This is a genomic window from Aeromonas sp. 9A, assembly GCF_963900955.1.
Taxonomy (GTDB): domain Bacteria; phylum Pseudomonadota; class Gammaproteobacteria; order Enterobacterales; family Aeromonadaceae; genus Aeromonas; species Aeromonas salmonicida.
In genome coordinates this window covers 595,778-619,850 of sequence record NZ_CAWRFG010000001.1, presented here as the reverse complement: position 1 = coordinate 619,850, position 24,073 = coordinate 595,778, and the positions used below count along the sequence as shown (strand labels likewise).

General features: G+C 58.4%; 28 protein-coding genes. 13 read left to right on the top strand and 15 right to left on the bottom strand.

Annotation, left to right across the window (positions count from 1 at the left end; genetic code table 11):
• Positions 1-708, bottom strand: coding sequence for a ParB-like protein (locus AACX78_RS03060; protein ID WP_159165346.1), 708 nt, complete (start codon positions 706-708; stop codon positions 1-3).
• A gap of 181 nt (positions 709-889) precedes the next feature.
• Between AACX78_RS03060 and AACX78_RS03055 the strand changes: the two genes are divergently transcribed.
• Together AACX78_RS03055 and AACX78_RS03050 are read left to right on the top strand one after the other, a co-directional pair.
• Positions 890-2,494 (top strand): peptide ABC transporter substrate-binding protein, encoded by a 1,605-nt coding sequence (locus tag AACX78_RS03055; RefSeq protein WP_159165345.1) that lies wholly within the window; start codon positions 890-892, stop codon positions 2,492-2,494.
• Positions 2,495-2,603: 109 nt separating this feature from the next.
• On the top strand, positions 2,604-2,903 hold the full coding sequence (locus AACX78_RS03050; protein ID WP_159165344.1) for a hypothetical protein: 300 nt from the start codon (positions 2,604-2,606) through the stop codon (positions 2,901-2,903).
• Positions 2,904-2,971: 68 nt separating this feature from the next.
• Here AACX78_RS03050 and AACX78_RS03045 read toward each other — a convergent pair whose 3' ends face one another.
• The 5 genes from AACX78_RS03045 to AACX78_RS03025 form a co-directional block, all read right to left on the bottom strand.
• On the bottom strand, positions 2,972-3,391 hold the full coding sequence (locus tag AACX78_RS03045; protein WP_005320482.1) for a DUF4426 domain-containing protein: 420 nt from the start codon (positions 3,389-3,391) through the stop codon (positions 2,972-2,974).
• 18 nt (positions 3,392-3,409) lie between these two features.
• Positions 3,410-3,709, bottom strand: a complete 300-nt coding sequence (gene yggU / locus AACX78_RS03040) for a DUF167 family protein YggU (protein ID WP_005320479.1) — start codon at positions 3,707-3,709, stop codon at positions 3,410-3,412.
• Complete coding sequence (locus AACX78_RS03035) at positions 3,709-4,260, bottom strand: YggT family protein (protein ID WP_159165343.1); 552 nt, start codon at positions 4,258-4,260, stop codon at positions 3,709-3,711. Before AACX78_RS03035 ends, yggU begins: the two co-directional genes overlap by 1 nt.
• A gap of 28 nt (positions 4,261-4,288) precedes the next feature.
• Entirely contained in the window at positions 4,289-5,113 is an 825-nt protein-coding gene (gene proC, locus AACX78_RS03030) for a pyrroline-5-carboxylate reductase (protein ID WP_159165342.1), read from the bottom strand.
• Positions 5,114-5,203: 90 nt separating this feature from the next.
• A complete protein-coding gene (locus AACX78_RS03025) occupies positions 5,204-5,905 on the bottom strand; it encodes a YggS family pyridoxal phosphate-dependent enzyme (RefSeq protein WP_159165341.1) in 702 nt (233 codons plus the stop codon).
• 39 nt (positions 5,906-5,944) lie between these two features.
• Here AACX78_RS03025 and tapT point away from each other — a divergent pair, with 39 nt between their 5' ends.
• The 3 genes from tapT to yaaA are packed head-to-tail and all read left to right on the top strand — an operon-like array spanning position 5,945 to position 8,929.
• Positions 5,945-6,979, top strand: coding sequence for a type IVa pilus ATPase TapT (gene tapT, locus AACX78_RS03020; protein ID WP_005320466.1), 1,035 nt, complete (start codon positions 5,945-5,947; stop codon positions 6,977-6,979).
• A gap of 35 nt (positions 6,980-7,014) precedes the next feature.
• Positions 7,015-8,124, top strand: a complete 1,110-nt coding sequence (gene tapU / locus AACX78_RS03015) for a type IVa pilus ATPase TapU (protein ID WP_159165340.1) — start codon at positions 7,015-7,017, stop codon at positions 8,122-8,124.
• Between the two features lie 31 nt (positions 8,125-8,155).
• Positions 8,156-8,929, top strand: a complete 774-nt coding sequence (yaaA, locus tag AACX78_RS03010) for a peroxide stress protein YaaA (RefSeq protein ID WP_159165339.1) — start codon at positions 8,156-8,158, stop codon at positions 8,927-8,929.
• A gap of 188 nt (positions 8,930-9,117) precedes the next feature.
• Here yaaA and srmB read toward each other — a convergent pair whose 3' ends face one another.
• The gene (gene srmB, locus AACX78_RS03005) at positions 9,118-10,341 is read right to left on the bottom strand and encodes an ATP-dependent RNA helicase SrmB (RefSeq protein WP_005320462.1); all 1,224 of its coding nucleotides are present in this window, start codon (positions 10,339-10,341) and stop codon (positions 9,118-9,120) included.
• 128 nt (positions 10,342-10,469) lie between these two features.
• Here srmB and AACX78_RS03000 point away from each other — a divergent pair, with 128 nt between their 5' ends.
• Positions 10,470-11,180: a tRNA1(Val) (adenine(37)-N6)-methyltransferase gene (locus AACX78_RS03000; RefSeq protein ID WP_159165338.1), complete on the top strand. Its 711-nt coding sequence runs from the start codon at positions 10,470-10,472 to the stop codon at positions 11,178-11,180.
• Between the two features lie 184 nt (positions 11,181-11,364).
• Complete coding sequence (gene brnQ / locus AACX78_RS02995) at positions 11,365-12,678, top strand: branched-chain amino acid transport system II carrier protein (protein ID WP_265342323.1); 1,314 nt, start codon at positions 11,365-11,367, stop codon at positions 12,676-12,678.
• A 75-nt stretch (positions 12,679-12,753) separates the two neighbouring features.
• Here brnQ and AACX78_RS02990 read toward each other — a convergent pair whose 3' ends face one another.
• From AACX78_RS02990 to zur, 3 genes are read right to left on the bottom strand one after another with little or no spacing between them, the layout of a single operon-like run.
• Positions 12,754-12,984, bottom strand: a complete 231-nt coding sequence (locus tag AACX78_RS02990) for a hypothetical protein (protein ID WP_021140462.1) — start codon at positions 12,982-12,984, stop codon at positions 12,754-12,756.
• 4 nt (positions 12,985-12,988) lie between these two features.
• The gene (locus tag AACX78_RS02985) at positions 12,989-13,450 is read right to left on the bottom strand and encodes a chemotaxis protein CheX (protein WP_005320452.1); all 462 of its coding nucleotides are present in this window, start codon (positions 13,448-13,450) and stop codon (positions 12,989-12,991) included.
• Positions 13,440-13,898 carry a zinc uptake transcriptional repressor Zur gene (gene zur / locus AACX78_RS02980; RefSeq protein WP_005320451.1) on the bottom strand — a complete coding sequence of 153 codons (459 nt, stop codon included), beginning with the start codon at positions 13,896-13,898 and terminating at the stop codon, positions 13,440-13,442. The genes AACX78_RS02985 and zur overlap by 11 nt, the downstream gene beginning before the upstream one ends.
• 138 nt (positions 13,899-14,036) lie before the next feature.
• Here zur and dusA point away from each other — a divergent pair, with 138 nt between their 5' ends.
• Both dusA and AACX78_RS02970 read left to right on the top strand, forming a co-directional pair.
• Positions 14,037-15,023, top strand: coding sequence for a tRNA dihydrouridine(20/20a) synthase DusA (dusA, locus tag AACX78_RS02975; RefSeq protein ID WP_059112468.1), 987 nt, complete (start codon positions 14,037-14,039; stop codon positions 15,021-15,023).
• A gap of 2 nt (positions 15,024-15,025) precedes the next feature.
• Positions 15,026-15,175 (top strand): hypothetical protein, encoded by a 150-nt coding sequence (locus AACX78_RS02970; protein ID WP_021140465.1) that lies wholly within the window; start codon positions 15,026-15,028, stop codon positions 15,173-15,175.
• An 85-nt stretch (positions 15,176-15,260) separates the two neighbouring features.
• Here the strand turns inward: AACX78_RS02970 and AACX78_RS02965 are convergent, their stop codons facing one another.
• Together AACX78_RS02965 and hupA are read right to left on the bottom strand one after the other, a co-directional pair.
• A complete protein-coding gene (locus AACX78_RS02965) occupies positions 15,261-15,686 on the bottom strand; it encodes a hypothetical protein (protein ID WP_159165336.1) in 426 nt (141 codons plus the stop codon).
• A gap of 101 nt (positions 15,687-15,787) precedes the next feature.
• Positions 15,788-16,060: a nucleoid-associated protein HU-alpha gene (hupA, locus tag AACX78_RS02960; protein ID WP_005305063.1), complete on the bottom strand. Its 273-nt coding sequence runs from the start codon at positions 16,058-16,060 to the stop codon at positions 15,788-15,790.
• Positions 16,061-16,401: 341 nt separating this feature from the next.
• On the opposite strand from hupA, the gene AACX78_RS02955 reads away from it, so the two are divergent.
• Both AACX78_RS02955 and AACX78_RS02950 read left to right on the top strand, forming a co-directional pair.
• On the top strand, positions 16,402-16,884 hold the full coding sequence (locus AACX78_RS02955) for an Rsd/AlgQ family anti-sigma factor (protein ID WP_005320446.1): 483 nt from the start codon (positions 16,402-16,404) through the stop codon (positions 16,882-16,884).
• Between the two features lie 102 nt (positions 16,885-16,986).
• Entirely contained in the window at positions 16,987-17,367 is a 381-nt protein-coding gene (locus AACX78_RS02950; protein WP_005320440.1) for a PilZ domain-containing protein, read from the top strand.
• 92 nt (positions 17,368-17,459) lie between these two features.
• Here AACX78_RS02950 and radA read toward each other — a convergent pair whose 3' ends face one another.
• The gene (gene radA, locus AACX78_RS02945) at positions 17,460-18,824 is read right to left on the bottom strand and encodes a DNA repair protein RadA (protein WP_159165335.1); all 1,365 of its coding nucleotides are present in this window, start codon (positions 18,822-18,824) and stop codon (positions 17,460-17,462) included.
• Between the two features lie 100 nt (positions 18,825-18,924).
• Between radA and AACX78_RS02940 the strand changes: the two genes are divergently transcribed.
• Positions 18,925-21,300 carry a PilZ domain-containing protein gene (locus AACX78_RS02940; protein ID WP_159165334.1) on the top strand — a complete coding sequence of 792 codons (2,376 nt, stop codon included), beginning with the start codon at positions 18,925-18,927 and terminating at the stop codon, positions 21,298-21,300.
• 45 nt (positions 21,301-21,345) lie between these two features.
• On the opposite strand, the gene AACX78_RS02935 is transcribed toward AACX78_RS02940, so the two are convergent.
• Both AACX78_RS02935 and serB read right to left on the bottom strand, forming a co-directional pair.
• Complete coding sequence (locus tag AACX78_RS02935; protein ID WP_159165333.1) at positions 21,346-22,251, bottom strand: alpha/beta hydrolase family protein; 906 nt, start codon at positions 22,249-22,251, stop codon at positions 21,346-21,348.
• Positions 22,252-22,305: 54 nt separating this feature from the next.
• Complete coding sequence (gene serB / locus AACX78_RS02930; protein ID WP_159165332.1) at positions 22,306-23,316, bottom strand: phosphoserine phosphatase SerB; 1,011 nt, start codon at positions 23,314-23,316, stop codon at positions 22,306-22,308.
• 119 nt (positions 23,317-23,435) lie between these two features.
• On the opposite strand from serB, the gene AACX78_RS02925 reads away from it, so the two are divergent.
• A complete protein-coding gene (locus AACX78_RS02925) occupies positions 23,436-24,053 on the top strand; it encodes an AhpA/YtjB family protein (protein WP_021140887.1) in 618 nt (205 codons plus the stop codon).
• Positions 24,054-24,073: the final 20 nt, after the last annotated feature.

The following is a 24,073-nucleotide window of genomic DNA, read 5'->3' as shown; positions in this document are numbered from 1 at the left end:
TCAGCTGCCGCTGCGTGACTGGTTGACCCGACACTGCTTGCCGGGATAACCGGGCAGATCACTGGCCTTGCTGCTGCACGCCAGCCGTTTGGCCTGATTGAGGCGTTCCATCAAGCTGGCACTATCGACCGGTAGCCAGTTCAGCTGCTGGCCGAGCCAGCTGGCCCAGGCAAACTCGACAAAATAGACCTGATCCCGCTTCTCGAAATAACCCGCATCCTGCAGCATGCCCGCCACAGTCCGGTAGGGGTAATCGGGCAAGTCGCCGATATGGGCAGGCAACTGCTCCGGTGTCAGGGGCGATCCCTTCTCATCCTTGAGCCAGGCCCAGTGATTGCCCTGCATCTGACTCCAGAAGCTGGACTTGTCCTGCAGCCGCGCTATCACCTTGACCCTGGCCTGCTTCACTCCCAGTTGCCACAGCGCCTTGGTGAGGTGATGCCTGTCCACCAGCCAGTAGCCGCCATCCGGTGCTATGACGATGGGGATCTCTTTCTTTTTCATCACTTTATCGAGCTGCTTCTCGCTCTTGCCCGCCAGTTCTGCCTGAGTATTGTCGACCTGGATCTGGCCAACACCGCCCTGGGTCGGATGCAACTGATCTATGTTCACCTCGCACCAGCTGCCGACCTGAGTCTCGCGCTCACAAGGCGCCAGCGCCCAGGCGCCCTGACTGATGGCCAAGGCCAACAGGATCCATGCTCTCATCGTTCACTCCTCTTCCCCTGATCGCAGATCAGCGGGTCAAATAAGGTTCCATACCGTCCCTGAAATACCGGGACTCATACTGGCGGTCTGACCAGCAAAGGGGATATCATGATTTCCCGTCTGCCGGCGATCATTTCTCGCCGAGTTTTCTCCCCGCTTCACACTATTTGAAGGATTAACCATGAAAGGATGGAGTCCCTTGCTGGCCCTGCTGGGTTGTGCCTGTGTCCAGGCCGCCGATGTTCCGCCCGGCACCCAACTCGCCGCCGAACAGGCCGTCGTGCGTCACCTGAAAGATGAACCGGCAAGCCTGAGCCCGCTCAAGCTGGTCGGCCTGCCCGAACTGCAGGTATTGCGAGACCTCTACGAGGGGCTGCTGACCCAGGGGCCGGATGGCAAGGTGCTGCCTGGCGTCGCGACGCGGTGGGACAACAAGGATAATCAGCAGTTTACCTTCCATTTGCGACCGGATGCACGCTGGTCCAACGGTGACAAGGTCAAGGCTGCCGACTTCGTCTACGGCTGGCGCAAGCTGGTTGATCCAAAGGAGGCCGCCACCTTCGCCTGGTTTGCCCAGCTGGCTCACTTCACCAAGGTGGACGAGATAGTGGCTGGCAAGCTGCCGCCCGAGGCGCTCGGGGTAAAAGCCCTCGACGAGCACACGCTGCAGGTGACCCTCTCCCAGCCGGTCCCCTATTTCCTGAGCCTGCTGACCCACCCCAGCCTGTCACCCCTGCATCAGGCCAGCATGGAACAGTACGGCAACCAGTGGACCCAGCCGGGCAAGCTGGTCGGCAACGGCGCCTTCGTGCTGAGCCAACGGGTGGTGAACGAGAAGCTGGAGCTGTCCCCCAATCCCCATTACTGGGACAGGGCTCATACAGTGCTGACCAAGGTCACCTTCGTCCCCATCAACCAGGAAACCGCCGCCACCAATCGCTACCTGGCAGGGGATCTGCACATCACGGAATCCTTCCCCAAGGAGCAGTATCACAAGCTGATGCAGCAGATCCCGGGTGAGGTCCATACCCCTGATCAACTCGGCACCTACTACTACGCCTTCAATACCCAGCTGCCACCACTGAACGATGTGCGGGTGCGCAAGGCGCTCTCCTACACCATCGACCGCGGCCTCATTGCCGCCAAGGTACTGGGCACTGGCGAGAAACCGGCTTATCGCTTCACGCCGGATGTGACGGCCGATTTTGAACCCAAGGCCAACCTGCTCTCCAGCACCAGCCAGCAAGCTCTCGATGCCAGGGCCAGAGCATTGCTGCAAGAGGCGGGCTATGGCCCGGCCAAGCCGCTCAAGCTGACCCTGCTTTACAACACCGCCGAAATCCACAAGAAGATGGCGCTGGCCATCGCCAACCTGTGGAAGCAGAAACTGGGGGCGCAAGTCGAGCTCACCAATCAGGAATGGAAGACCTATCTCGACAGCCGCCAGAGCGGTCAGTTCGAGGTGATCCGCTCCTCCTGGGTGGCCGATTACAACGATCCTTCCGCCTTCCTCGGCCTGTGGGGCTCCCGACACAGTGGCAACATGGCCCGCTTTGCAAACGCACGCTACGACGAGATCCTGACTCAAGCGGCCAAGAGCCGGGATCCCGGTGAGCGCGCCCGCCTGTTCGACGAAGCCGAGTCCATCTTGCAAGATGAGGCGCCGATCGCCCCCATCTATCAGTACACCAATGCACGGCTGATCAAACCCTGGCTCAAGGGGTATCCCATCAACAACCCGGAAGACGTGGCCTATAGCCGCCAGCTCTACCTCATCAAGCACTGATCATGCGGGGGCCAGCCTGACTGGCCCCCATTCAGGGCTGTTCATGCTCAAGTTTTCGGCATAAAATGCCGCCCTTTCCATCAACCTCCACTCTCTTATCCGGTTTGTTATGCGTTTCTTATTGATGATCCCCCTGCTGGTCACACTGCCTACCCACGCTGCAAGCGAGTCACAATGCCGTCAGGCGTTCACGGACTGGATGCTGACCCAGCACCAGCAATTCAGCGATCGCAATGCCAGCAAGATGAAGCGACGCCTGGCCGAGCGGGCCATCGATCAGATGCGCGACGAATTTGCCAAGCAGGAGAGCTTCTGTCAGGCCATGGAGTGGGCGACGCATCACCAGGATCAGGACCCCCGCTTCAACCCGAGACCGGGGGAGATCCACGACTTCACGCCCGCCAGCTGAATCAGCCAAATGAAAAAGCCCCGAACCAGAGTTCGGGGCTTTTTCATTTATCGAACGAGACACTTGCCTCAGTCGACGTAGAAGGTCTGCTGGAAGGTGAGCGTCTGTTGCTGCCCCTCCCCCATGATCTTCAAGGTGAACTGGTAGGTATCCTGGTTGCGATAGGGCAGCACCGCCAGATAGTAGATGGCGTCCCCCTCCTTGACCTCCTGGAAGGTCAGGGTGCGCAGGGTGCCGGTGAGGTTCTTGGCCTCGCCCGTGATCCCCACCGCCTGTGCCACCCCTTGCTTGTTCTGCACAGCGATATTGATGATGCCGTTGTAACGACTGCGCTCCAGACCGTAGGCCTTGGCTACGTCCGGAGTAAGGAAGCTGGAGTTGAAGGCGCTGTAGTGCACTTGCCAGGGCCCCAGCTCCTTCATCTGTTCTGCCCGCAGCGGCAACGTCATCAGCAGTGCCAGCAGGCAGCTTATCCAGGCTGTTTTCATGGTGTCATCCTTCTCTTGTTATCCCTGAGTCTCCAGCAGGGCATGGATCTCGGCGGGGATCTGCCTGGGCGACTCGATGGCAACCGTCTTGTGCCGTCCCAGCTCTCCGCGCACTATGCGAACCTGTCCCTTGGCCACCTTGAACTGCTTGGCCAGGTACTTGATCAAGTGGCTGTTGGCCTGGCCATCCACCGGCGGCGCCGTGATGGCCACTTTCAACTCGTCTCCGTGCAATCCGACGATCTGATCCCGGCTCGCCTTGGGCTGGATCATCAGATGCAATATCAGCTCATCCCCTTCCCGCAGGACGGCTGGCATCAAATCATCCACCACAGCTGGCCGAACAGATCACCCAGCAGATAGTTGATGGCCTGTAGCCCGATAAAAGCGACCAGCACGGAGAGATCCAGCCCGCCCAGTGCCGGCAGGATGCGGCGGATAGGGGCCAGGAAGGGCTCGGTCAGCTGGTGCATCACGTGTTCGATGGGGTTGCGACCCTGGCTGACCCAGCTCAGAATGGCGCGGATCAGCAGTACCCAGAAGATCATGGAACCCGCTTTTTTCAGCACTGTCAGGGCGGCAAACAGGCTGATGGTGAGCCAGTCGGCCAGCAGCACGTTCATGCTCTTGAGCAGTGCCAGTTTGGCGAAGGCAATGATAATCGCCAGCAGCACCGAGGCCATGTCCAGGCCGCCGAAGCCAGGAATCACCCGGCGCAGCGGTATCACCAGCGGATTGGTCACCTTGACCACCATCTGGCTCATGGGGTTGTAGAAGTCGGCGCGGGCCCACTGCAACCAGACGCGCAGCAGCACCACCATGAGGTAGAGATCAAAAATCGTGTTAATCAGAAAGTAAGCGGTGTTCATCTGAGCTCCAGCGGTAAGAGAAGAGTGTTCAGAAAAGAGTTTCCATCTCGGCAGCCCGTGCAACAGCTGCCTGCATGGCGTGAGCGGTCAGCGGCATCAGCCCCTGTTCCTGGAATGTCTTGATGGCCTCGGCTGTGGTGCCCCCCTTGCTGGTCACCTGCTCGCGCAGGGTTTGCAGCGACAAATCGGGATTCTGCTCCACCATGGCGGCGGCGCCAAGGGCGGTCTGCTGCACCAGCAGGCGCGCCTGCTCGGGCGAGAAGCCCAGGGCCTCCGCTTCTTCGGCAATCGCCTGCATGAACAGGAAGAAGTAGGCAGGTGCACTGCCGGCCGCCGCTATCACGCCATTGATGCCGGACTCTTGCGCTGTCCAGAGGGTCTTGCCCACGGCCTGCATCATCTGTTCGGCAAAGTCGCGGTCGGCTTGCTCAACCCCGAGTGGGGCATAGAGACCCGTCATGCCCAACCCCAATAGAGAAGGGGTATTGGGCATGGTGCGGATGATGCGAGCGTGACCGCCCGCCATCTCGCCAAGACGCGCCACCTTGATGCCGGCCGCGATGGAGATGAGCAGCTTGCCCTCAAGGGACCCCAGCTCACCGACCAGCGCACTCAGCATGCCCGCCATCAGCTGGGGCTTGACCGCCAGCACTATGACGTCGGCCTCGCGGGCCGCCTCGGCATTATTCTGGGTGATGCGAATGCCATATTCGCTCGCCAGCGCATCCAGCTTGGGGCGGCTGGGATTGGCGGCGATGATACGCTCGGCCGGATAACCCGCCTGGACAAGGCCGGCAATGATACTGCGGCTCATATTGCCTGCGCCGATAAAGGCGAGGATTCTCTGCTGCATCAAACACTCCTGTGGATGAAATGGCTGCAAACACCTGCACTGCCTGCGCCGATAAAGGCGAGGGTTCCATATTGCATCAGGTGGTCTTGCTTATGAATAGTCACGGGCACCGAAGATGGCGGTACCGACCCGCACCATGGTGCTGCCATGGGCGATGGCCAGTTCGAGATCCTCGGTCATCCCCATCGAGAGGGTATCGACGCTCGGGTATTGTTGCGCAAGCTCGGTGAACAGAGTCTGCATGCGCACCATCTGGGCAGCCAATACCGCTTCGTCACTGGTATGTTCCGGAATAGCCATCACCCCCCGCAATACCAGCCTTTCACTGTGGGAGACCAGCTCGGCCAGCCGGAAAATCTCTTGCTCCGACGTTCCGGATTTGCTGCTCTCTCCGCTAATATTGATTTGCAGACAGATATTTAGCGGCGCCAACTCGGCTGGACGCTGGTTGTTGAGACGCTCGATCAGCTTGTCACGATCCACGCTCTGTACCCAGTCGAACCGTTCGGCCACCAGCCTGGACTTGTTCGATTGCAAGGGGCCGATAAAGTGCCACTCTATGTCTGTACAGACGGCTTGCTCGCGCAGTGTATCTATCTTGGTCGCCGCTTCCTGGGCATAGGACTCACCGAAGCGTCGCTGACCGGCGGTATAGGCCTCGCGAATGGCCTCAAGCGGCTTGGTTTTGCTGACCGCAAGCAAGTTGATGTGATCGACACAGCGATCCGCCTGGCGAGCGGCCTGTACAATACGTTCCTTTACCTGAAGCAGGTGCTGGGCAATCTGGCTCATATTTCGTTAGTGATCTTGTGATGGGAGAATGACAAGTCTATGGATATCACAGAGTTATTGGCTTTCAGTGTAAAGCATAAAGCCTCGGATCTACACCTCTCGGCCGGGGTTCCCCCGATGATCAGGGTTGATGGTGAGGTTCGCAAGATCAATTTGCCCGCCCTGGAACACAGGGAAGTGCATGCCCTCATTTACGACATCATGAACGACCACCAGCGCAAGGAACTGGAAGAGAACTTCGAGGTCGACTTCTCGTTCGAAGTCCCCAATCTGGCCCGCTTCCGGGTCAATGCCTTCCAGCAATCCCGCGGCTCGGGCGCCGTATTCCGTACCATCCCCAGCACAGTGCTGAGCCTGGAGGATCTCGATGCCCCCGAAATCTTCCGCAAGATCTCCGAATACCCGCGCGGCCTGGTACTGGTGACAGGACCGACCGGCTCGGGCAAGTCCACCACACTGGCAGCCATGGTCAACTACATCAACGAGAACTTCCATCACCACATACTCACCATCGAAGACCCCATCGAATTCGTGCACGAGAACAAACGCTGTCTGGTGAACCAGCGGGAAGTTCACAGGGACACCAAGAGCTTCAGCAACGCCCTGCGTTCGGCACTGCGGGAAGACCCGGACATCATACTGGTGGGCGAGATGCGTGACCTCGAGACCATTCGTCTGGCAATGACGGCGGCCGAGACCGGCCACCTGGTATTCGGCACCCTGCACACCTCGTCGGCAGCCAAGACCATAGACCGTATCATCGACGTCTTCCCAGGTGCGGAAAAAGACATGGTGCGCTCCATGCTCTCCGAATCCCTGCGGGCGGTTATCTCCCAGACCCTGCTCAAACGGATAGGCGGCGGCCGGGTAGCGGCCCATGAGATCATGATGGGCATACCCGCTGTGCGCAACCTCATACGGGAAGACAAGATCGCCCAGCTCTACTCGGTGATCCAGACCGGGATGACCCATGGCATGCAGACCATGGATCAGAGCCTCAAGCAGCTGGTCAGCCGTGGTGTGGTCGCCTCACTTGATGCCAAGGCCAAGGCGGTCGACCCCAATAGCGTGTAACCACAATGAAAAACGAATCTAAGGAAGGAGTCGTTATGAATCTGGATGTCCTGTTGGCCGAACTGGTCGCACGCAAAGGCTCGGATCTGTTCATCACGGTTGGTACGCCCCCCACCCTCAAGATCAACGGGCATCTGTCCTCCCTCGGCAGCGAAGCGCTCGACAAGCAGAGCGCGCTGACCCTGGTCAGGGAGACGCTCAGCCCTGAGCATTTCGAGCGCTACATCCGCACCAGGGAGGGCAACTACGCCATCCACCGCGAGGCACTGGGACGCTTTCGGGTGAGTGCCTTCTGGCAGCAGGAGCTGCCGGGCATGGTGGTGCGCCGTATCGAGACCCGCATTCCAACCTTCGACGAACTGACCCTGCCGCCCATCTTGCAGGAGGTGGCCATGGCCAAACGCGGTCTGGTGCTGTTCGTCGGCGCCACCGGAACAGGCAAATCCACCACTCAGGCAGCTATGATCGGCTATCGAAACCAGAATGCGGATGGCCATATCCTGACGGTGGAAGATCCGGTGGAGTTCGTGCATCAGCACGGCCGCAGCCTGATCACCCAGCGGGAAGTGGGCATAGATACGGAATCATTCGATGTGGCGCTGAAGAGCTCCCTGCGCCAGGCACCTGACGTTATCCTCATCGGCGAGATCCGAAGCCAGGAAACCATGGAGTTCGCACTGCAATTTGCCGAGACCGGCCATCTTTGCCTAGCGACCCTGCACGCCAACAATGCCAACCAGGCGCTGGATCGCATCCTCCATCTGGTGCCGCAGGAGAAACACCGCCAGTTACTGTTCGATCTCTCCTTCAACCTGCGCGCCATCGTCGCCCAGCAACTGGTGCCAAGCCTGGATGGTCGCCGCCGCTTCGCGGCCTTTGAAGTGCTGCTCAACACGCCGCTCATCACGGATATCATCCGCAAAGGCGAGGTTCATCGTCTCAAGGAGGTGATGACCAAGTCCACCGAGCTTGGCATGCAGACCTTCGATCAGGCGCTGTTTACCCTGTTTTGTGCCGGCCAAATTGGCTACAGTGAGGCCCTTGCCCATGCCGACTCGGCCAACGACCTGAGACTGCTGATCAAACTGTCCGGCCGTGAGCAGATGGGTGCAGGCACACTCGACAACGTCACCCTGGATGAATGAGGGGCGTGTGTCACCGCTATAAAGGATCGTTATGCTGATTGTGGTTTCCCCGGCCAAGACGCTGGATTACGAGTCACCTCTGGTGACACCCCGTTTTACCCAACCCCAATTACTGGATCACTCGGCTGAGCTGATCACCCGGGCCCGCCAGCTGAGCCCGGATCAAATCGCCAGCCTGATGAAGATCAGCGACAAGCTGGCCGGCCTCAACGCCGCCCGTTTTGCCCAGTGGCAACCTGATTTCCATCCGGACAAGGCCCGCCAGGCGCTGCTTGCGTTCAAAGGAGATGTCTACACAGGGCTTGCTGTGGAAGATTTCAGCGACGGGGATTTCGACTTTGCCCAGGCGCACCTTCGCATGCTCTCCGGCCTCTACGGCGTACTGCGCCCGCTCGATCTCATGATGCCCTATCGGCTGGAGATGGGGACCCGGCTCGATAACAGCCGCGGCAAGGACCTCTACCAGTTCTGGGGGGATGTGATTACCCAGCACATCAATGCAGCGCTGGCGGCGCAGGGGGACGAGGTGCTGATCAACCTGGCCTCTGACGAGTATTTCAAGTCGGTACGACCGAAAGCACTGAAGGGCAGGATCGTCACCCCTGTGTTCAAGGACGAGAAGAATGGCCAGTTCAAGATCATCAGCTTCTACGCCAAGAAGGCGCGCGGCATGATGGCCCGCCACATCATCAAACACAGGCTGACCGAGGTTGAGCAACTGACTGGTTTCAACGTCGATGGTTACTACTTCGTGCCAGAAGAGTCTGACGCTCATACCCTGATGTTTAAACGTGCCGAAAATTAATTACAGAAAGAGGGAACCAAATTCAGGATCCCCGGGTCTGAATACGTGAATCCTCTGTTGTAAGCACTTTTTATCAGCCGACGTCTATGCGTCGGCTTTTTTCTGCGCGTGATTCCCGCGCTACTACCCCATCCAGGATCCACTTGGCAAAACGGCCATCCGAGGATGGCCGTTGCTGCAGGTATGGCTTACTTCTTTTTCTTCTTGGCACTCTTCTTCTTGCCATCCTTCGGCTTTTTCTTCTTCACCGGCACTCGTGCTTCTTTGTGCTTGGGACGCAGCTCGTCGATCACCCGACGCTTGAGACGCTCTTCGGTGTAACGCTCAATCTTGGCGACCATGCCCATGTCGTGGGCTTCCACCAGGCTGATGGCGCAACCACGGTTGCCGGCACGACCGGTACGGCCGATGCGGTGCACATAGACGTCTGTACCATAGGGCATGTCGTAGTTGATGACATGGCTGACGTTGGGCAGGTCAATGCCACGGGCGGCAACGTCGGTGGCAACGAGGAAGGGGACTTCCCCTGCATGGAACTTGCGGATCGACTCGACACGCTTGCTCTGTTCCATCTCGCCACGGATCCAGGCACATGGAATACCCGCAGCCTGCAATTGGCCAGAGAGTTCGGCCAGGCGCTCGCGGGTTCTGACGAAGACGATGGCTTTCTGGGTTTCCGGATCCTTGAGGATGTGGATCAACAAGGCCAGCTTGTGGGCGGCGTCATCGGCCAGATGTACCCACTGGGTAATTGGGCGACGTTCGCTGCGGGGCGGCTCGGCATGGAGTTCAACCGGCTCGTTGAGGATCTCGTTGGCAAACTTCTCCAGACCTGCCCCTTCCAGGGTCGCAGAGAACAGCATGGTGTGCTTGCGATAGCGCGCCTCCGCCACTATCCGATTCACATCCTTGACAAACCCCATGTCCAGCATGCGGTCAGCTTCATCCAGCACCAGCACTTCGATGTCGTGGCTCTCGAACTCTTCTTTATCTATGTACTCGAGCAGACGGCCCGGAGTCGCGACCACTATGTCGGTGGTCTTGGTCAGGGCAGGCAGCTGCTCTTCGTGGCTGACGCCGCCAATGATGGTCTCGATGCTGAGGTTGGTGTGCACCGCCAGCGCCTTGGCGTGGGCAGTGACCTGCAACGCCAGTTCGCGGGTCGGGGTCAGGATCAGCATGCGGCACGGGCCCGGCTTGCGGCGCGGGAAATCCAGCAGATGTTGCAGGGCTGGCAACACGAAGGCAGCCGTCTTGCCGGTACCGGTTGGAGCGGATGCCAGAATATCGCGGCCGTCCAGGGCTGGCTCCAACACCATCTGCTGGATGGTGGTCGGGCGGGTGAATCCCATCTCGGCCAAGGCCCGGTTGAGGGCTGGATGCAGGTCGAAATCATCAAAGGACTGGCTCATGGCAATACTCGGTCATTAAGGAAACGGCAGATTATAGGCGATTATGCCGTCGGCTCCTATGGTGACTGTGGCTTAGTCGCTATAATCGCCGACCATTTTGTGTGTAACTGGCATATGGCAAGGGTCAGATGGGACGAAACAGCGGCTTTACCTTCAAACAGTTTCACGTCGAGCACGACCGCTGCGCCATGAAAGTCGGCACGGACGGCATACTGCTGGGCGCCTGGGCACCGGTGGCCGACACCCGCCGGGTGCTGGACATAGGTACCGGTAGCGGCCTGGTTGCACTCATGCTGGCCCAGCGCAGCAGATCCGACTGCATCATAGATGCGGTGGAGCTGGATATGAATGCAGCGACTCAGGCCAGAGAAAATGTGGCTGCCTCCCCCTGGGCAACCCGGATCAACATCATGGAGGGTGCCATTCAGGATTATCAGGCGACCCCCTATGACCTCATCGTCTCCAACCCCCCCTACTTTGGGGCAGGCCAGTCTCTGCGCGACCCGGCCAGGGCACTGGCTCGACACACAGGCTCCCTCGACAGCCGGGATCTGCTGGCCGCATGCGATCGCTTGCTGACCCCTGTCGGACAAATCGCGCTGGTGTTACCGACCGCCATGGCCGATGAAATTTTATGCATCTCGGCAGATTATGATCTGCATGGAGTTTGTTATACAGCTGTTATCACCAGAGCTGGGAAAGAGGCAAATCGTGTTTTATTGCTACTTGGCAGAGGATTAAACAGGTGCGAGCAGGGTGAGATTGTGATCCATTCTGCTGGGGGAGCCTATTCCGACAGATACATCCAACTGACCCACCCCTTCTATTTGAAGATGTAAATTTCGTCTTGAACTATTTTTTCACGCCATTATGCTGACTCTCAAACGAGCGCCCGCTCCAGACCAGCTCAAACCACTGGTTGTGATGAAAAAACACGCGGGGCTCTTTTTTTTACCCCTGAACAACGCCGGTCACTGACCAATAAAAAACTATAACAAGCAATAGTTTACAAGACAGACGAGGTTGAACTTGACGAAATCACTCACATTATCCGATGTACTCGGATTGGGCTTCATGACCTTTGCGTTCTATCTGGGCGCCGGTAACATCATTTTCCCGCCATTGGCAGGCTACATGGCAGGTGAGCACCTCTCCCTTGCCATGCTGGGCTTCCTGGTCACAGCCGTGGGCCTGCCCCTCATCACCATCATTGCCGTCGCCAAAGCGGGCAATGGCTGGGCTGGCATGACCAAATTGCTGCCTGCCGGTCTGGCAACCGCACTGGCCGTGGCCATCTACATCATCATTGGCCCGGCCTTTGCTGCTCCCCGTACCGGTCTGGTGGCCTATGAAATGGGCCTCAAGCCCTTCATCGGTGATATGGGTCAAGCCGGTCTTGCCGCCTATACAGTGATCTTCTTCGGCATTGCCATACTGGTCTCCCTCAATCAGGGCAAGCTGATGGATAACATCGGCAAGTACCTGATGCCACTGCTGATGGTACTGCTGCTGACCCTGGCCGTCGGCGTCTTCGTCGCGCCGCAAGGCACAATGCCAAGCGCCACCGGTGACTATCTCGAGGGCCCGTTCGTGAAGGGGATCCTGGAAGGCTACAACACCATGGATACCCTGGCTTCCCTAATGTTTGGCGCCCTCATCATCGATCTGTTGCGCCAGAAGGGGATCAACGACTACAAGAGCCAGTTCAAGTATCTGGCCATTGCGGGTGTTATCTCTGCCATCGGTCTGTCCGTGGTCTATGTTTCCCTGTTCCAGCTGGGTAATACCGCAGCCGGGGTTGCCACCGACGTCAGCAATGGCGGCGCCATCGTCAACGCCTATGTGCTGAGCCTGTTCGGTCAACCGGGTCAGTTCATTCTGGCCGGCATCATCACCCTGGCTTGCTTCACCACCGCAGTGGGCCTCATCTCCGCCTGCTCCGACTTCTTCCACAATCTCACTGGCATGAGCTACAAGAAGCTGGTTGTCCTGCTGGGTACCATCTGCGCCATCGTCGCCAACGTGGGTCTGAGCCAGCTTATCAGCCTCTCCATCCCTGTGCTGGTCGCCATCTATCCGGTCGCAGTGGCTCTGGTGCTGGTCACCTTCCTGAAGGGATACTTCGGGCGCCCTCGCCTAGTGTTCCGTGGCGTACTCCTGGTGGCATTCCTGTTCGGTTGCCTGGATGGTCTGGGTGCTGCAGGCATGAAGATGGATGCTTTTGCCTTCCTGCCACTGTTTGACAAGGGCCTGGCCTGGTTGCTGCCGACCCTGCTGGCCTGTGGCTTGGGCATGGCGGTGCGCTCCAGCGAGAAGCTGGCTGCCGAAGCCGCCTGACAACAATTTGTTCCGATATAAAAAGAGGCCAGCATATGCTGGCCTCTCTCTTTTCTCTGATCCGTCACCACAACATCAAAGCAGCGGGACTATCGGTTTGGGTTTGCCTTCCAGGCCATACCAGCGCGTCTCGATCCGACCGGCATGCCACTGAAACGTGCCCCAGGGCCTGTCTGCCTGCCAGCGCGGAAAACTCACAACCACCTTGTTGTCGTCGTACTTGTAGAGCGAAGTGCTGATCTGGACATCAGACAATATGAGTAGCAAGACCCCGCCGATGACAAGCCATTTCAGCACTTTCCACATGGGATTACTCGAAACAGATTTCGATGGTGGCACGACCGTAGTCTGACTCGAACGGCATCATGATCTTGGTACCGTCGGCCCTGTGGGTAATGGTGTGGTTGGGGCCTGAAACTATGATGGGGGTCGCCATATCAAACTCGTACCCCTTCTCTCCCAGCATGCGCTTGGCGCCGCCGGTCACCATGTTGGTGATCTCGCCCACCATGTCGGTCACTTCTTCGTTGATGGTCGCCGGAGCTTCACCCAGCATGCGGCGCATGATCTCCAGTGCCAGTCCTTTCTCGAAACTGATGGAGAGGGAACCACGGGTCTGCGGGCCGACCATGCCGATAAGACCAGAGACATCGCCGCGCGCCAGTTCGTCCATCTTGCGCTTGGGTTTCCCTGGTCTGAGCTCCAGCTGTGCCATGGTAGAAAGCACATTGAGCAGGGAAAGCAGGAATGGGTTTACAAAATCAGCCTTCATGTTGACTTCCTACGGTGGGCGTACAGCGAGCACATTGTCCATGTGCCTCTATTGTCTTATTGGTAATAGTAAAACCATGCTGGTGGGCCTGCTCGGAAAACGCGCTATCGATGGCAGTGTCATGAAGCTCTACCACATCCCCGCACTCGTCACAGATCAGCAACTGCATCGGGTGGGCATGGTCAAAATGACAGCAGAATATGAAAGCGTTGAGCGACTCCACCTTGTGGGCAAAACCCTGCTCGAGCAAAAAGTCGAGCGCTCGATAGACAGTCGGCGGCTTGGCATGAGCCTCGGTTTGCTGCAGTTGAGCCAGCAGATCATAGGCGCTAATGGCGTTGCCGTGGGCGGCCAGCAGAGTGAATACCTGGCGCCGGGTAGGGGTGAAGCGGATCCCGCGTTGTTCGCAGAGTCGTTCGGCTCGTTGTAAAAGTTGGTCTTGATTCATGATCACGCAAATACCCTTTCTATTAGCCGGATACTACCACAGGGCCTCGCATGGCGCGGCGACAAAATTCATTTTCTGGGGCTGCCTCACGTTGTGATAAAATCCCGCCCCTTTGTTTAGCCAACCCGGATGATTTTTATGCAGGCGCAGCGTTTTTCCATCGCCCCCATGCTGGACTGGACCGATCGGCATTGCCGTTATTTCCACCGTCTGATGACCCGCCAGACCTTGCTTTATACCGAAATGGTGACCACGGGTGCCATTATCCATGGCAAAGGAGATTATCTGGGTTACAGCGAGCAGGAGCACCCCGTCTCTCTGCAACTGGGTGGCAGCAATCCGGCGGATCTGGCCCACTGCGCCAAGCTGGCCCGGGAGCGCGGCTATGACGAGATCAACCTCAACGTCGGCTGCCCGTCAGATCGGGTTCAAAATGGCCGCTTCGGTGCCTGCCTGATGGGTGAACCGGCGCTGGTGGCCGACTGCGTCAAGGCGATGCGCGATGTGGTCGATATCCCGGTGACGGTCAAGACCCGGATCGGTATCGACGATCAGGACTCCTACGAATTTTTGCAGGCCTTTATCGAGCAGGTGCGCGATGCCGGTTGCGATACCTTTATCGTCCATGCCCGCAAGGCATGGCTCAGTGGTCTGAGCCCACGTGAAAACCGCGAGATACCGCCACTCGACTATCCCCGCGTCTATCGGGTCAAACAGGATTATCCCGAACTGACCATAGCCCTCAACGGCGGTGTCACCAGCCTCGAGCAAACGCTGGAACATCTGCAGCAGGTGGATGGGGTCATGATGGGACGCGAAGCCTACCAGAACCCCTACATACTGGCGCAGGTAGACAGCCAGCTGTTCGGTCTGACGAGCGAGATCCCGAGCCGCCATGAAGTGGTGCGAATGATGCTTCCCTACATGGAGCAGGAGCTGGCCAAAGGCAACTATCTCTCCCACATGACCCGCCACATGCTGGGCCTGTTCCAGAATATGCAGGGAGCCCGTGCCTGGCGTCGTCACCTTAGCGAGAACGCCTGCAAGCCGGGTGCCGGCATTCAAGTCGTGCTGGATGCCATGGCCAAGGTACCGGAATTTGCCAGCGCCGAATCGGTAGAGTGATCATGTACCGCTTCACGGGTTCATGGCTGCACAAGGCAGTTGTCCGGCTCTGTGCCGGACTGTTGGCCATCCTCGGCATCAAGCTCAGCGCCTTCTACTTTCTCGGTCTGCTGATCGTGCTGGGCCTGCACAAGGATCATTTGCTGAGCTGATCCTTGTCACCTCCCTGCCAACGAATGAAAAAGCGGGTAACACCAGGTGTTACCCGCTTTTCTCTATGGGGCCATCGCTCCTGAGTTACTCCCCCTTGTCCACAAACTGCAGTTCGGGCGCAAATGACGTTAACACATCAGCACAGTAGTCCCAGGTCGAGATGCGATAGTGCTGCAGATCCTCATCCAGATGCAGACCCTCCGACTCCTGATGGAACCAGCTGGCGAAACGGGACGGGGTGATGAGCTGGATCTGCTCCTCGATGGCATGGCTCTCCTTGCCTTCCGACAGATCACAGTCCTCAATGACCCGAACGGCGAAGATATGACGAAAATAGACTCGACACAGGATCTGTGGCGGCAGATCGATACTGCGCGCCCGACCCAGCATGACGGTCAGGGAGTCACTCCAGATATCCTGATGAAGCTCGGCCACAACTAAGCCTGGGGGGAGTTGGCGGGACGGAGCCCAAGGTACGGCAACCTGCCGAATGGCATTTTTCTGTTCCATCATCCACCTCACTACGGCGCACGCCATATCTTGAGTGTATCTGAAACAAATTCCGCTGACGATGGCAATAAAAAACCCGGCTGGCGCCGGGTTTTACACGATTACTTGACGGCGTCTTTCAGCGCCTTGCCTGCCACAAAGGACGGCACATTCGCGGCTGCAATCTGGATTTCTTTACCAGTCTGCGGGTTACGACCAGTACGGCCAGCGCGATGGTTCACCTTGAAGGTACCAAAACCCACCAACTGCACGGCATCGCCTTCTTTCAGGCTCTGGGTAATACCATTGATGATCTCTTCCAGAGCCACTTTGGCCTGAGCTTTGCTCAGATCTGCTTTGGCTGCAATTGCATCGACAAGTTGAGCTTTGTTCATAACATTTCCTTTATGATCGGGCATTTAGCACCGGGCCACTCTATTCAAAAAAAAACACTCAGGCAAAGGCTTTATCAGCCAGATTGGCTTGAATGCTGGGGTTTTCATCAAGATCTGCGGAAATAGTCACATATCTCGCCACTTCGTTATCGTGAGCGACAGGAAGGGGAGAACAAATGATGACGTCTTGTAGCCAAAACACCACCTGACGTAACAATATCCCCATACACCTATTGACGGTCAACCGGATTTTCCCTAGTTATAGGGAGTGTCGTCAGTCAATAAGAAAGGCCGGAGGCCTGTAGCGATAGCACTCCATGCCTATGCCCCACGGAGGGATTATGTTAACTGAACTGGAAAAAACAAAGCGCGCATTGGCAGGAAAACACCGTGCTATCGATGACTGGCTGGATGCCAGGCAGGCACTGCTGGTCGAATACATGCGGCTCGCCGGGCTGACCCCCGCCCGCAACAAACAACGCTCACTGCCCAGTCCATCCGAGCTGCAACGCTTTTGCGATCAGCTGGTCGACTACGTCAGCGCCGGTCACTTCGAGATCTACAACCATGTGGTCGCCGCCTTTGAACAGGCCAGCGGTGACAAGCTGGAACTGGCCAAGCGCATCTATCCCCACATTCGGGAATGCACTGAATTCGCACTGGAATTCAACGACAAGTACAGCAACGCAGACGAAGCTCAAATGTTGCTGCTTGATGAGGATTTGAATCAGTTGGGACCTGTACTGGAGGATCGCTTCAAACAGGAAGATCGGCTGGTCAAGGCACTGCAAGTGGTAGAGTCACTCAGCGCCCAACGGGTTTGATATCCAATTTCGGAGCCAGTTCAAGATCCTGATGCGCAAGGTGCATTACACTCTATGTCATGACCTTATAGCGCTAATCCCTATTGCTGACAGGAGATGATAATGTCCGAGCGTCGCCGTTTCTCACGGATCCTCTACTTGACCATGGCCGACCTCGTCCAGGGAGATAAAACATGGCGGACCCAACTGGTCGATGTCTCTCTGCAAGGGGCGCTTCTGATCCGGCCCGATGACTGGGAGAGCCGTGATAACAAAGAGTATGAACTCGGCTTTGTCCTGAGCGGCAGCGACATCGAGATCAAGATGCAGGTGGAGCTGACCCATGAAGCCAGCAAGAAACTGGGGTTCTACTGCCACCATATCGATATCGACAGTGCGACCCACCTCAAGCGGATGATAGAGCTCAATGTCGGCGACGAGGACTTGCTCCACCGTGAACTGGAGCAACTGCTGGACGAGCACCTGGAACATCCTCATCCCTGAGCCCCAGTCCAGAATCAATAAAAAGGAGCGCCAGTTTGCGCTCCTTTTTATTGCTGAATCTTCACGCTGTGCAAACTGCGCTGGATGGGGGGTTACAACGCCTCAAGCGCATCTGCCAGCTTCTTCACCGGTACCACTTCCATCCCCTCGATAGGGTACTTGGGTGCGTTGGCATAGGGCACTATGGCACGGCGAAAACCGTGTTTGGCCGCTTCCTGCAACCGCTCCTGACCGGACGGCACGGGTCGGATCTCGCCGGACAGACCCACTTCGCCAAAGACCACCAGATCCTTGGGCAGGGCCTGGTCACGAAAACTGGAGACCATGGCCAACAACAGAGCCAGATCCGCACTGGTCTCTTCAACCTTGACGCCCCCCACCACGTTGATGAAGACATCCTGATCCGCCATCTGCAGCCCGCCGTGGCGGTGCAGCACGGCCAGCAGCATGGCGAGCCGGTTGTGATCCATCCCCACAGCTACCCGACGCGGATTGGAGAGCTGGGAGTAATCCACCAGCGCCTGCAGCTCGACCAGAAGTGGCCGGGTGCCCTCCCAGATCACCATGACGATGGAGCCAGGCGCCTGCTCTTCACCCCGGCTGAGGAAGATGGCTGAGGGATTGCTCACCTCGCGCATGCCCTGCCCCGTCATGGCGAACACACCGAGTTCGTTGACGGCACCGAAGCGGTTCTTGTGGGAGCGCAGGGTGCGAAAACGCGAGTCATTGGCCCCATCCAGCAGCACTGAGCAGTCGACACAGTGCTCCAGCACCTTGGGGCCCGCCAGGGTGCCGTCCTTGGTGACGTGGCCCACCATGAAGATGGCGACGTGATTCTGCTTGGCATAACGGGTCAACAGGGCCGCGGCCTCCCGCACCTGGGAGACGGAGCCGGGAGATGACTGCACATCCGCCACATGCATCACCTGGATGGAGTCGATGACCATGATCTGCGGCTGCTCCTGCTGAGCTATGATGCAGATCTGCTCGACGCTGGTCTCCGACAGCATCCGCAGCTTGTCGGTGGGCAATCCCAGCCGGCCGGCGCGCATCGCCACCTGCTGCAACGACTCTTCACCCGTGACATAAAGGGTCTTCATCCGCTCGGCCAGGCCACACATGGTCTGCAGCAACAGAGTGGACTTGCCCGCCCCCGGATTACCGCCGATCAGGATGGCAGAACCCGGCACGACACCGCCGCCGAGCACCCGATCCAGCTCCTTGAAACCGGAGGAGAAACGGGGGATCTCTGTGGTGGCGATCTCCGCCAGCGTCTGTACCTGACTGCCGATGGCGCCAGCATAGCCGGTATAGCGGGCGTTCTTGCCTGGCGTCACCGACCCCAGACGAACCTCGGTAATGGTGTTCCACTCCTTGCACTCACCACACTGGCCTTGCCAGCGTGTGAAGTCGGCACCACATTCGGTACAAACATAGGCAGTTTTATTTTTGGCCATGGATAACTCGGGGACAGGATGAATTCCTGCTTGATATACTTGTTTGCGACCGACAGATCAAACCCAGAATCGGAAAAATGACTTTCCGTGGCAGGAACACATGGATTCAGAACAACAACACCTGATCGAACAGCTCATTCCTCTGCTCAGAGAAAAAGATTTCGATGACATTTTCAACCGCCTGACTCAAGGTGAAAACAGCAACAGCCGCTTTCTGATCAAGATGGAGATCAAGCGCAGATGTACTCTCTGCCGGCGGGTCATCGACATGCGTGACGAGCTGGGAGACGCCTGCCTGGTGCATGAGTTTGAAGGGGTCACCCACTTCATGCCTGCCGAAGCCATAGGCCTGTTCCAGTCACAATGCTATCTCTATCGCGATCTGTACACTCTTGGCGTGTACGAGACGCTGCAATATTGGCAGAAACACCACCAGCACAAGAGCGACAATCAGTTGCAACCGCCCACCAGCCCATTTCGGCAGTTCGACGTCAATGCCATTCCCTTCGCCAGCTACTATGGTCGACGTCAGGAGCGAATGCACTTCAGCTCTCCCGTGGTGATCAAGTTTGCCGATGGAGAAAAGCTGTTTGCCAAGAGCTCGGATCTCTCCATCGGCGGCATTCGCGTCTCGGTCTCCTATCTGCCCAATTACCAGACCGGGGCCCAGGTCGAAGTCTTCTTTACCGGCCTGGAACGGGACCATCCCAACCCAGTGCTGCACCAACCGGTCAGCTACCAAATCCTGGGGGAAGAGAGCAAGGAGGGGAAATATTGGCTGAGGCTGGTCAAGACAGGTGAGCACCCAGGTTTTGATGCCTTCCTCACGGAATTTATCGAGAATAACAAGAGCCGCTATCGGGTCAGTGTCGACTACCTGCTGTCGGCCGCCATCATCAAGGGCTACGAGCAGTTCTACCTGCCTCGCATGACCGGCATGCCGCTGTTCTTCGGCTCGGGAGACAGCCCCAGCCTCGAGATTGCCCTTCGCACCGAGAATAACCAGCACATCCTCGAATACTGGCGCGATGCCAAGAACCGCGACATGCTCGCCAGCCTCTTTTCGGCAGCCCGCATGCAATCCCTGCTGCCCGCAGCGGGCACCTTGCGTGAGACCCTGATCTACTGCTTCACCCACTCGGTTCGCAGCCACCTCTATTTTTTCTCCGCCACCCGGGAAGAGTTGCAGCAGAGCGGCCTGACCTCACTGTTTTTCCAGGTTGGTGCTCGTCGGCCCAGCTGGCGCGTCTATAAATTCAGCCTCGAACGCTGCGCGCTGCACGAGGCCGATCTCGCCAGCCAGCAGAACCAGGAGAACCTGCAGTTGCAGGACATGCTGCTGCAAGAGCGGCTCAAACAGATAAGCCATGTCGGCTTGCTGCAGGAGATTGGCCTTGAAAACCAGCGGGAAGAGTTTCAATACGACGCCACTTTGCAGCACAACGCCAACGAGTTGCAGCGCTTCGGCCACGATACCGGGGCGGCCCCCTTTGAAATCGAGACGCTGCACTATGTTCAACTGCGCAAAGAGGCACGCTACATCCACAAGACTGCCGTTGCCATCAAGCATAATGGCAAAGCCTGGCTGGGTTGGACCCGCGACATCTCGGCCCACGGCATGCAGATAGAGCTGGAAGAGGCGATCGATGGCGCGAAAGACGACATCGTCACCATCGCCTTGCCCCGTTTGCAGGAGCTCTCCAAGAGCATGGACTTGCAACACCTCTCCTACCGGCTGGTCAGCATCAACCAGACACGGACTGTGCTGCATCTCTGCATCGAGGGGGACCCGGAGCGCCATACCGGCCGCCAGTTCTTCAGCCTGCTGATTGAAAGCAACCAGAACAAACTCAAGGCGGCGCAGGAACAGCGCCGTTATCGCGGCATGGCCAGGGCGCTGCGCAACATCTACACCCACCATGTCTTCAGTACTCCTGTGTACATCAACAAGCTGAAAGGAGCCCCGAGACCGGCCTCCATCGGCCATGCCCCTCATACACGCAGCCTGTCACGTCTGCTGCGGGCCTATGCCGAGCGCAGCGATCAAGACAACCTCTATCCCCTGTTCCAGGGGGACCTGCTCAAACAGCTGGTCATGAACCCGCTGCGCGCCATCGAGCGGGAGGACAAGCCCCAGGAGGAAGAGGTCTACATCGCCAGCCTGCATACGCCAGCCGGCCTGCCCGTGTTTACCAGCCGACTGGCCAGCAGCTTTCAGAACCTGGCGGAAAAACGCAGCTTCATCGAACAGGCCTTACGCCAGGGGGAGTTCTACTCTGTGCTGGTCGGCATCTCCCGCACCGGCCGACCCGACACCAACTTTATCGCCAACGAGCTGGACTACATCGCCAAGTTCGCCATTCACAAGGCCAAAAAGCTGGAAGAGGAGCTGTGGAGCGTGGTGGGGGTAGGCGAGCTGACAGATACCAGTCAGGCCACCCTGTTCCGGCTCGGCATCACTTCGCCGCAACACTGAGCCCGCCTGAACGAAACAGGGCGCAACATGCGCCCTTTTTTATTGTCATGCCGCCTGCGGGTTGAGCAGCCATGCGAGGATCTGCGGGAAGTGATCCTCCTGCGCCTGCGGCGCAGTCAGCATATTGATGTGATCGTAATCGAGCCGGTTGCCGTTATCCTTGCCAAGCCTCGTGTGGCGCGCAGCTGTCCCCATCTCGGCAGTGAAGCGGCGCACATCGGTCGGGTGACCCAGCACCTTGTCAGCCTTGGCCGAGATCATCCAGAGCGGCGGCCAGTTGACCCGCGCCGCGGCTTCGTCATAGGCAAAGCCGTCGTACGGGTCCTGCCAGGGACCGCATTTGACCCAGGGAATCGTTTCCTGCAAGTAGCGCAGCGGTTCGTCATCCGCCCCCATCTTCAGACGGCGGGCCGCCAGAAAACCGGTGCGACGGGCCAGCCAGGGCGCCAGTCGATTCCAGATAAGATCCACCTTCAACCAGCGCTCAGGGTTTTGTACCGATACCCCGCGCTTGGTGCCAAAAAACACCAGGCTGGCGATCTGCTCGATCAGCTCAGGAAAACGCACCAGGGTAGACGCCATGATGACGCCACCCCAGGAGTGGGCCATCCAGTGCAGCTTGAAACCGCTGTGACGCGCCGCAATCCAGCGGTGCAAAGCGGGCAGATCCTCGGTGATCAACTCATGCTGACCATGCTCCGACTGCTCGGCGATAGCCGGTGTGCTCAAGCCCCGCCCCCGCAGATCGGCCACATAGACCTGATAACCGTGGCGTGCCAGAAAGCAGGCCAGCCCCTTGCCCGATTCGGTGTAGAAGATGCGGCCATTCTCGATGGCGCCATGCACCATCAGGATCGGCTCGCCATGTACCGCCACCCGCGGCTGTATGTGGCGCACATGCAGTTGATGTGCGCCACAGGGGATAAACAGGGATTGCTGTAACAGTTCCATCTCGATGTGACGTCCTCCGTGACGTGGGGTCAGTTGTTCGCGGCTAATCAGGTATCAGTTGCGATCCCAGCGGCGATCGCGACAGGCAAGAGCCCCCAGCAGGCAGATCACCCCTTCCAAGTCATGATGGTTCAGGGTGGCCGCAGCATGGGCCCGCACCAGCGGTTTGGCGTGAATGGCGATGCCGAGTCCGGCCACCCCCATCATTTTCAGATCATTGGCGCCATCGCCAATGGCCACTGTCTGGGCAGGACGAATACCGAACTCTGTCGCCAGCTGTTGCAGCACTTCTGCCTTGACGCTGGCATCGACGATGCGCCCGCTCACCTGGCCGGTCAGCTGTGCCCCCTCGACTGCCAACTCGTTGGCGAAGATGGCATCCAGCCCCAGCGCCTGCTGCAACTCACCAGCGAAACGGGTGAAACCGCCCGAGGCGATCGCCACCCTCCAACCGGCCTGCTTGAGGGTATCGACCATCAGCTGCAGCCCTGGCATCCAGGGCATCTGGGCCGCCACCTCATCGAGAATGGTCACTGGTGCCCCCGCCAACAGGGCGACCCGATTACGCAAGCTGTCGGAAAACTCCAGCTTGCCCTGCATGGCGGCGGCCGTCACGGCGGCCACCTGATCTCCCACGCCAGCCAGACGGGCAATCTCGTCGATGCACTCGATCTGGATGGCGGTGGAGTCCATGTCCATTACCAGCAAACCGGGCTCGTTCAGGGTAGGCAGCGCGGACAGATGGCAGATGTCGATGTCCCACTCCTCGGCCTTGAGCAACTGCACCAGCTCGGGGGAAAACCTGTCCGCGCCCAGCAACAGCAAGGGCACCCCGGCTGGTGTACTCGGCGGATAGAGCTGCGCCTGAATATCCTGCGCCGCCAGCAGCTCGGCCAGACGCGCCAGATGCCGGGCGGCAAGAGACTTGCCAAACAGCACCAGCCAGGCGCCGTCCAGCGGCTGGGCAACGGGCAGCAAGGCTTGTGGCGTCAACTGCCACCAGGGGGCGCTGTGCAGACACTCTGGCCACTCGGACAAGGCAGCGGGTAATTGGGACAACAGCATAGGGATAGAACCTTCCTTGGTGATCATGGGGTTACAAAACTGGCCCAGAGTAGCGTATTGCTTTTTGTACAGGCAAGCGCCAAGATCCCGCCACCGCTTGCCATCAGGAGGCTCAACGCTTGCGTCATCTTCCCATCAAACGCGTTCTCAGCCTGGGCGCCGGTATACTGCTCGGCCTCTGGGTGCTCGGTGTGCTCATCCACATGCAGAGCGAGAGCCAGGCATCGCTGCACAGCGAGGCGCGCAACCGGGCCCAGGCACTGGTCGCCTATGCTGCCCGCGACATGAAACGCTGGATCAAGGAGGACAAGAACAGCGAGCTGGAACGGCTGGCCCAGGATCTGGCCGCCGAGCCCGAGATCCTCGATGCCACCCTCTATGATGCCCGTGGCATTCCCCTCGCCCAATCGGATCAGGCCGTGCCACTGGACAGCCTGCTCCCCATCGGCGGTGACAACAAGTCGCTGCCTGAGCAGGGCAAGGGACGTATCCAGTTTGTGCAGGAGATACTGGATGAGGAACAGACGCTGGGTTACCTGCGCATCACGCTGGAAGAGCATCAATTACTGGCGGAGAAGGACACCCGGCTCAAGGTGATCCAAGAAAAACAGCGGCTGATGCTGCTGGTGGCGCTGCTGGCCGGTCTGCTTATCTCCTATGGTGTACGCCGCAACTACATGCGGGTGCGCAAACACAAGAAGAAGAGTCCGCCCTCATCGGATACGCCGGCAAGCTGAACCGGCAACAGGCAGTCGGC

Excerpts from the sequence above, each read along its gene's own strand:
- serB (WP_159165332.1), bottom strand. The coding sequence starts at position 23,316 with ATGCTGTTGTCCCAATTACCCGCTGCCTTGTCCGAGTGGCCAGAGTGT.
- proC (WP_159165342.1), bottom strand. The coding sequence starts at position 5,113 with ATGCAGCAGAGAATCCTCGCCTTTATCGGCGCAGGCAATATGAGCCGC.
- AACX78_RS02970 (WP_021140465.1), top strand. The coding sequence starts at position 15,026 with ATGTACCGCTTCACGGGTTCATGGCTGCACAAGGCAGTTGTCCGGCTC.
- radA (WP_159165335.1), bottom strand. The coding sequence starts at position 18,824 with ATGGCCAAAAATAAAACTGCCTATGTTTGTACCGAATGTGGTGCCGAC.
- AACX78_RS03055 (WP_159165345.1), top strand. The coding sequence starts at position 890 with ATGAAAGGATGGAGTCCCTTGCTGGCCCTGCTGGGTTGTGCCTGTGTC.
- AACX78_RS03045 (WP_005320482.1), bottom strand. The coding sequence starts at position 3,391 with ATGAAAACAGCCTGGATAAGCTGCCTGCTGGCACTGCTGATGACGTTG.
- AACX78_RS02940 (WP_159165334.1), top strand. The coding sequence starts at position 18,925 with ATGGATTCAGAACAACAACACCTGATCGAACAGCTCATTCCTCTGCTC.
- AACX78_RS02985 (WP_005320452.1), bottom strand. The coding sequence starts at position 13,450 with ATGAAGGCTGATTTTGTAAACCCATTCCTGCTTTCCCTGCTCAATGTG.
- AACX78_RS02935 (WP_159165333.1), bottom strand. The coding sequence starts at position 22,251 with ATGGAACTGTTACAGCAATCCCTGTTTATCCCCTGTGGCGCACATCAA.
- AACX78_RS02955 (WP_005320446.1), top strand. The coding sequence starts at position 16,402 with ATGTTAACTGAACTGGAAAAAACAAAGCGCGCATTGGCAGGAAAACAC.
- yggU (WP_005320479.1), bottom strand. The coding sequence starts at position 3,709 with ATGCCAGCCGTCCTGCGGGAAGGGGATGAGCTGATATTGCATCTGATG.
- hupA (WP_005305063.1), bottom strand. The coding sequence starts at position 16,060 with ATGAACAAAGCTCAACTTGTCGATGCAATTGCAGCCAAAGCAGATCTG.
- AACX78_RS02950 (WP_005320440.1), top strand. The coding sequence starts at position 16,987 with ATGTCCGAGCGTCGCCGTTTCTCACGGATCCTCTACTTGACCATGGCC.
- AACX78_RS02990 (WP_021140462.1), bottom strand. The coding sequence starts at position 12,984 with ATGTGGAAAGTGCTGAAATGGCTTGTCATCGGCGGGGTCTTGCTACTC.
- AACX78_RS02965 (WP_159165336.1), bottom strand. The coding sequence starts at position 15,686 with ATGGAACAGAAAAATGCCATTCGGCAGGTTGCCGTACCTTGGGCTCCG.
- AACX78_RS03050 (WP_159165344.1), top strand. The coding sequence starts at position 2,604 with ATGCGTTTCTTATTGATGATCCCCCTGCTGGTCACACTGCCTACCCAC.
- AACX78_RS03035 (WP_159165343.1), bottom strand. The coding sequence starts at position 4,260 with ATGAACACCGCTTACTTTCTGATTAACACGATTTTTGATCTCTACCTC.
- AACX78_RS03000 (WP_159165338.1), top strand. The coding sequence starts at position 10,470 with ATGGGACGAAACAGCGGCTTTACCTTCAAACAGTTTCACGTCGAGCAC.
- yaaA (WP_159165339.1), top strand. The coding sequence starts at position 8,156 with ATGCTGATTGTGGTTTCCCCGGCCAAGACGCTGGATTACGAGTCACCT.
- dusA (WP_059112468.1), top strand. The coding sequence starts at position 14,037 with ATGCAGGCGCAGCGTTTTTCCATCGCCCCCATGCTGGACTGGACCGAT.
- AACX78_RS03025 (WP_159165341.1), bottom strand. The coding sequence starts at position 5,905 with ATGAGCCAGATTGCCCAGCACCTGCTTCAGGTAAAGGAACGTATTGTA.
- tapT (WP_005320466.1), top strand. The coding sequence starts at position 5,945 with ATGGATATCACAGAGTTATTGGCTTTCAGTGTAAAGCATAAAGCCTCG.
- zur (WP_005320451.1), bottom strand. The coding sequence starts at position 13,898 with ATGAATCAAGACCAACTTTTACAACGAGCCGAACGACTCTGCGAACAA.
- AACX78_RS03060 (WP_159165346.1), bottom strand. The coding sequence starts at position 708 with ATGAGAGCATGGATCCTGTTGGCCTTGGCCATCAGTCAGGGCGCCTGG.
- srmB (WP_005320462.1), bottom strand. The coding sequence starts at position 10,341 with ATGAGCCAGTCCTTTGATGATTTCGACCTGCATCCAGCCCTCAACCGG.
- tapU (WP_159165340.1), top strand. The coding sequence starts at position 7,015 with ATGAATCTGGATGTCCTGTTGGCCGAACTGGTCGCACGCAAAGGCTCG.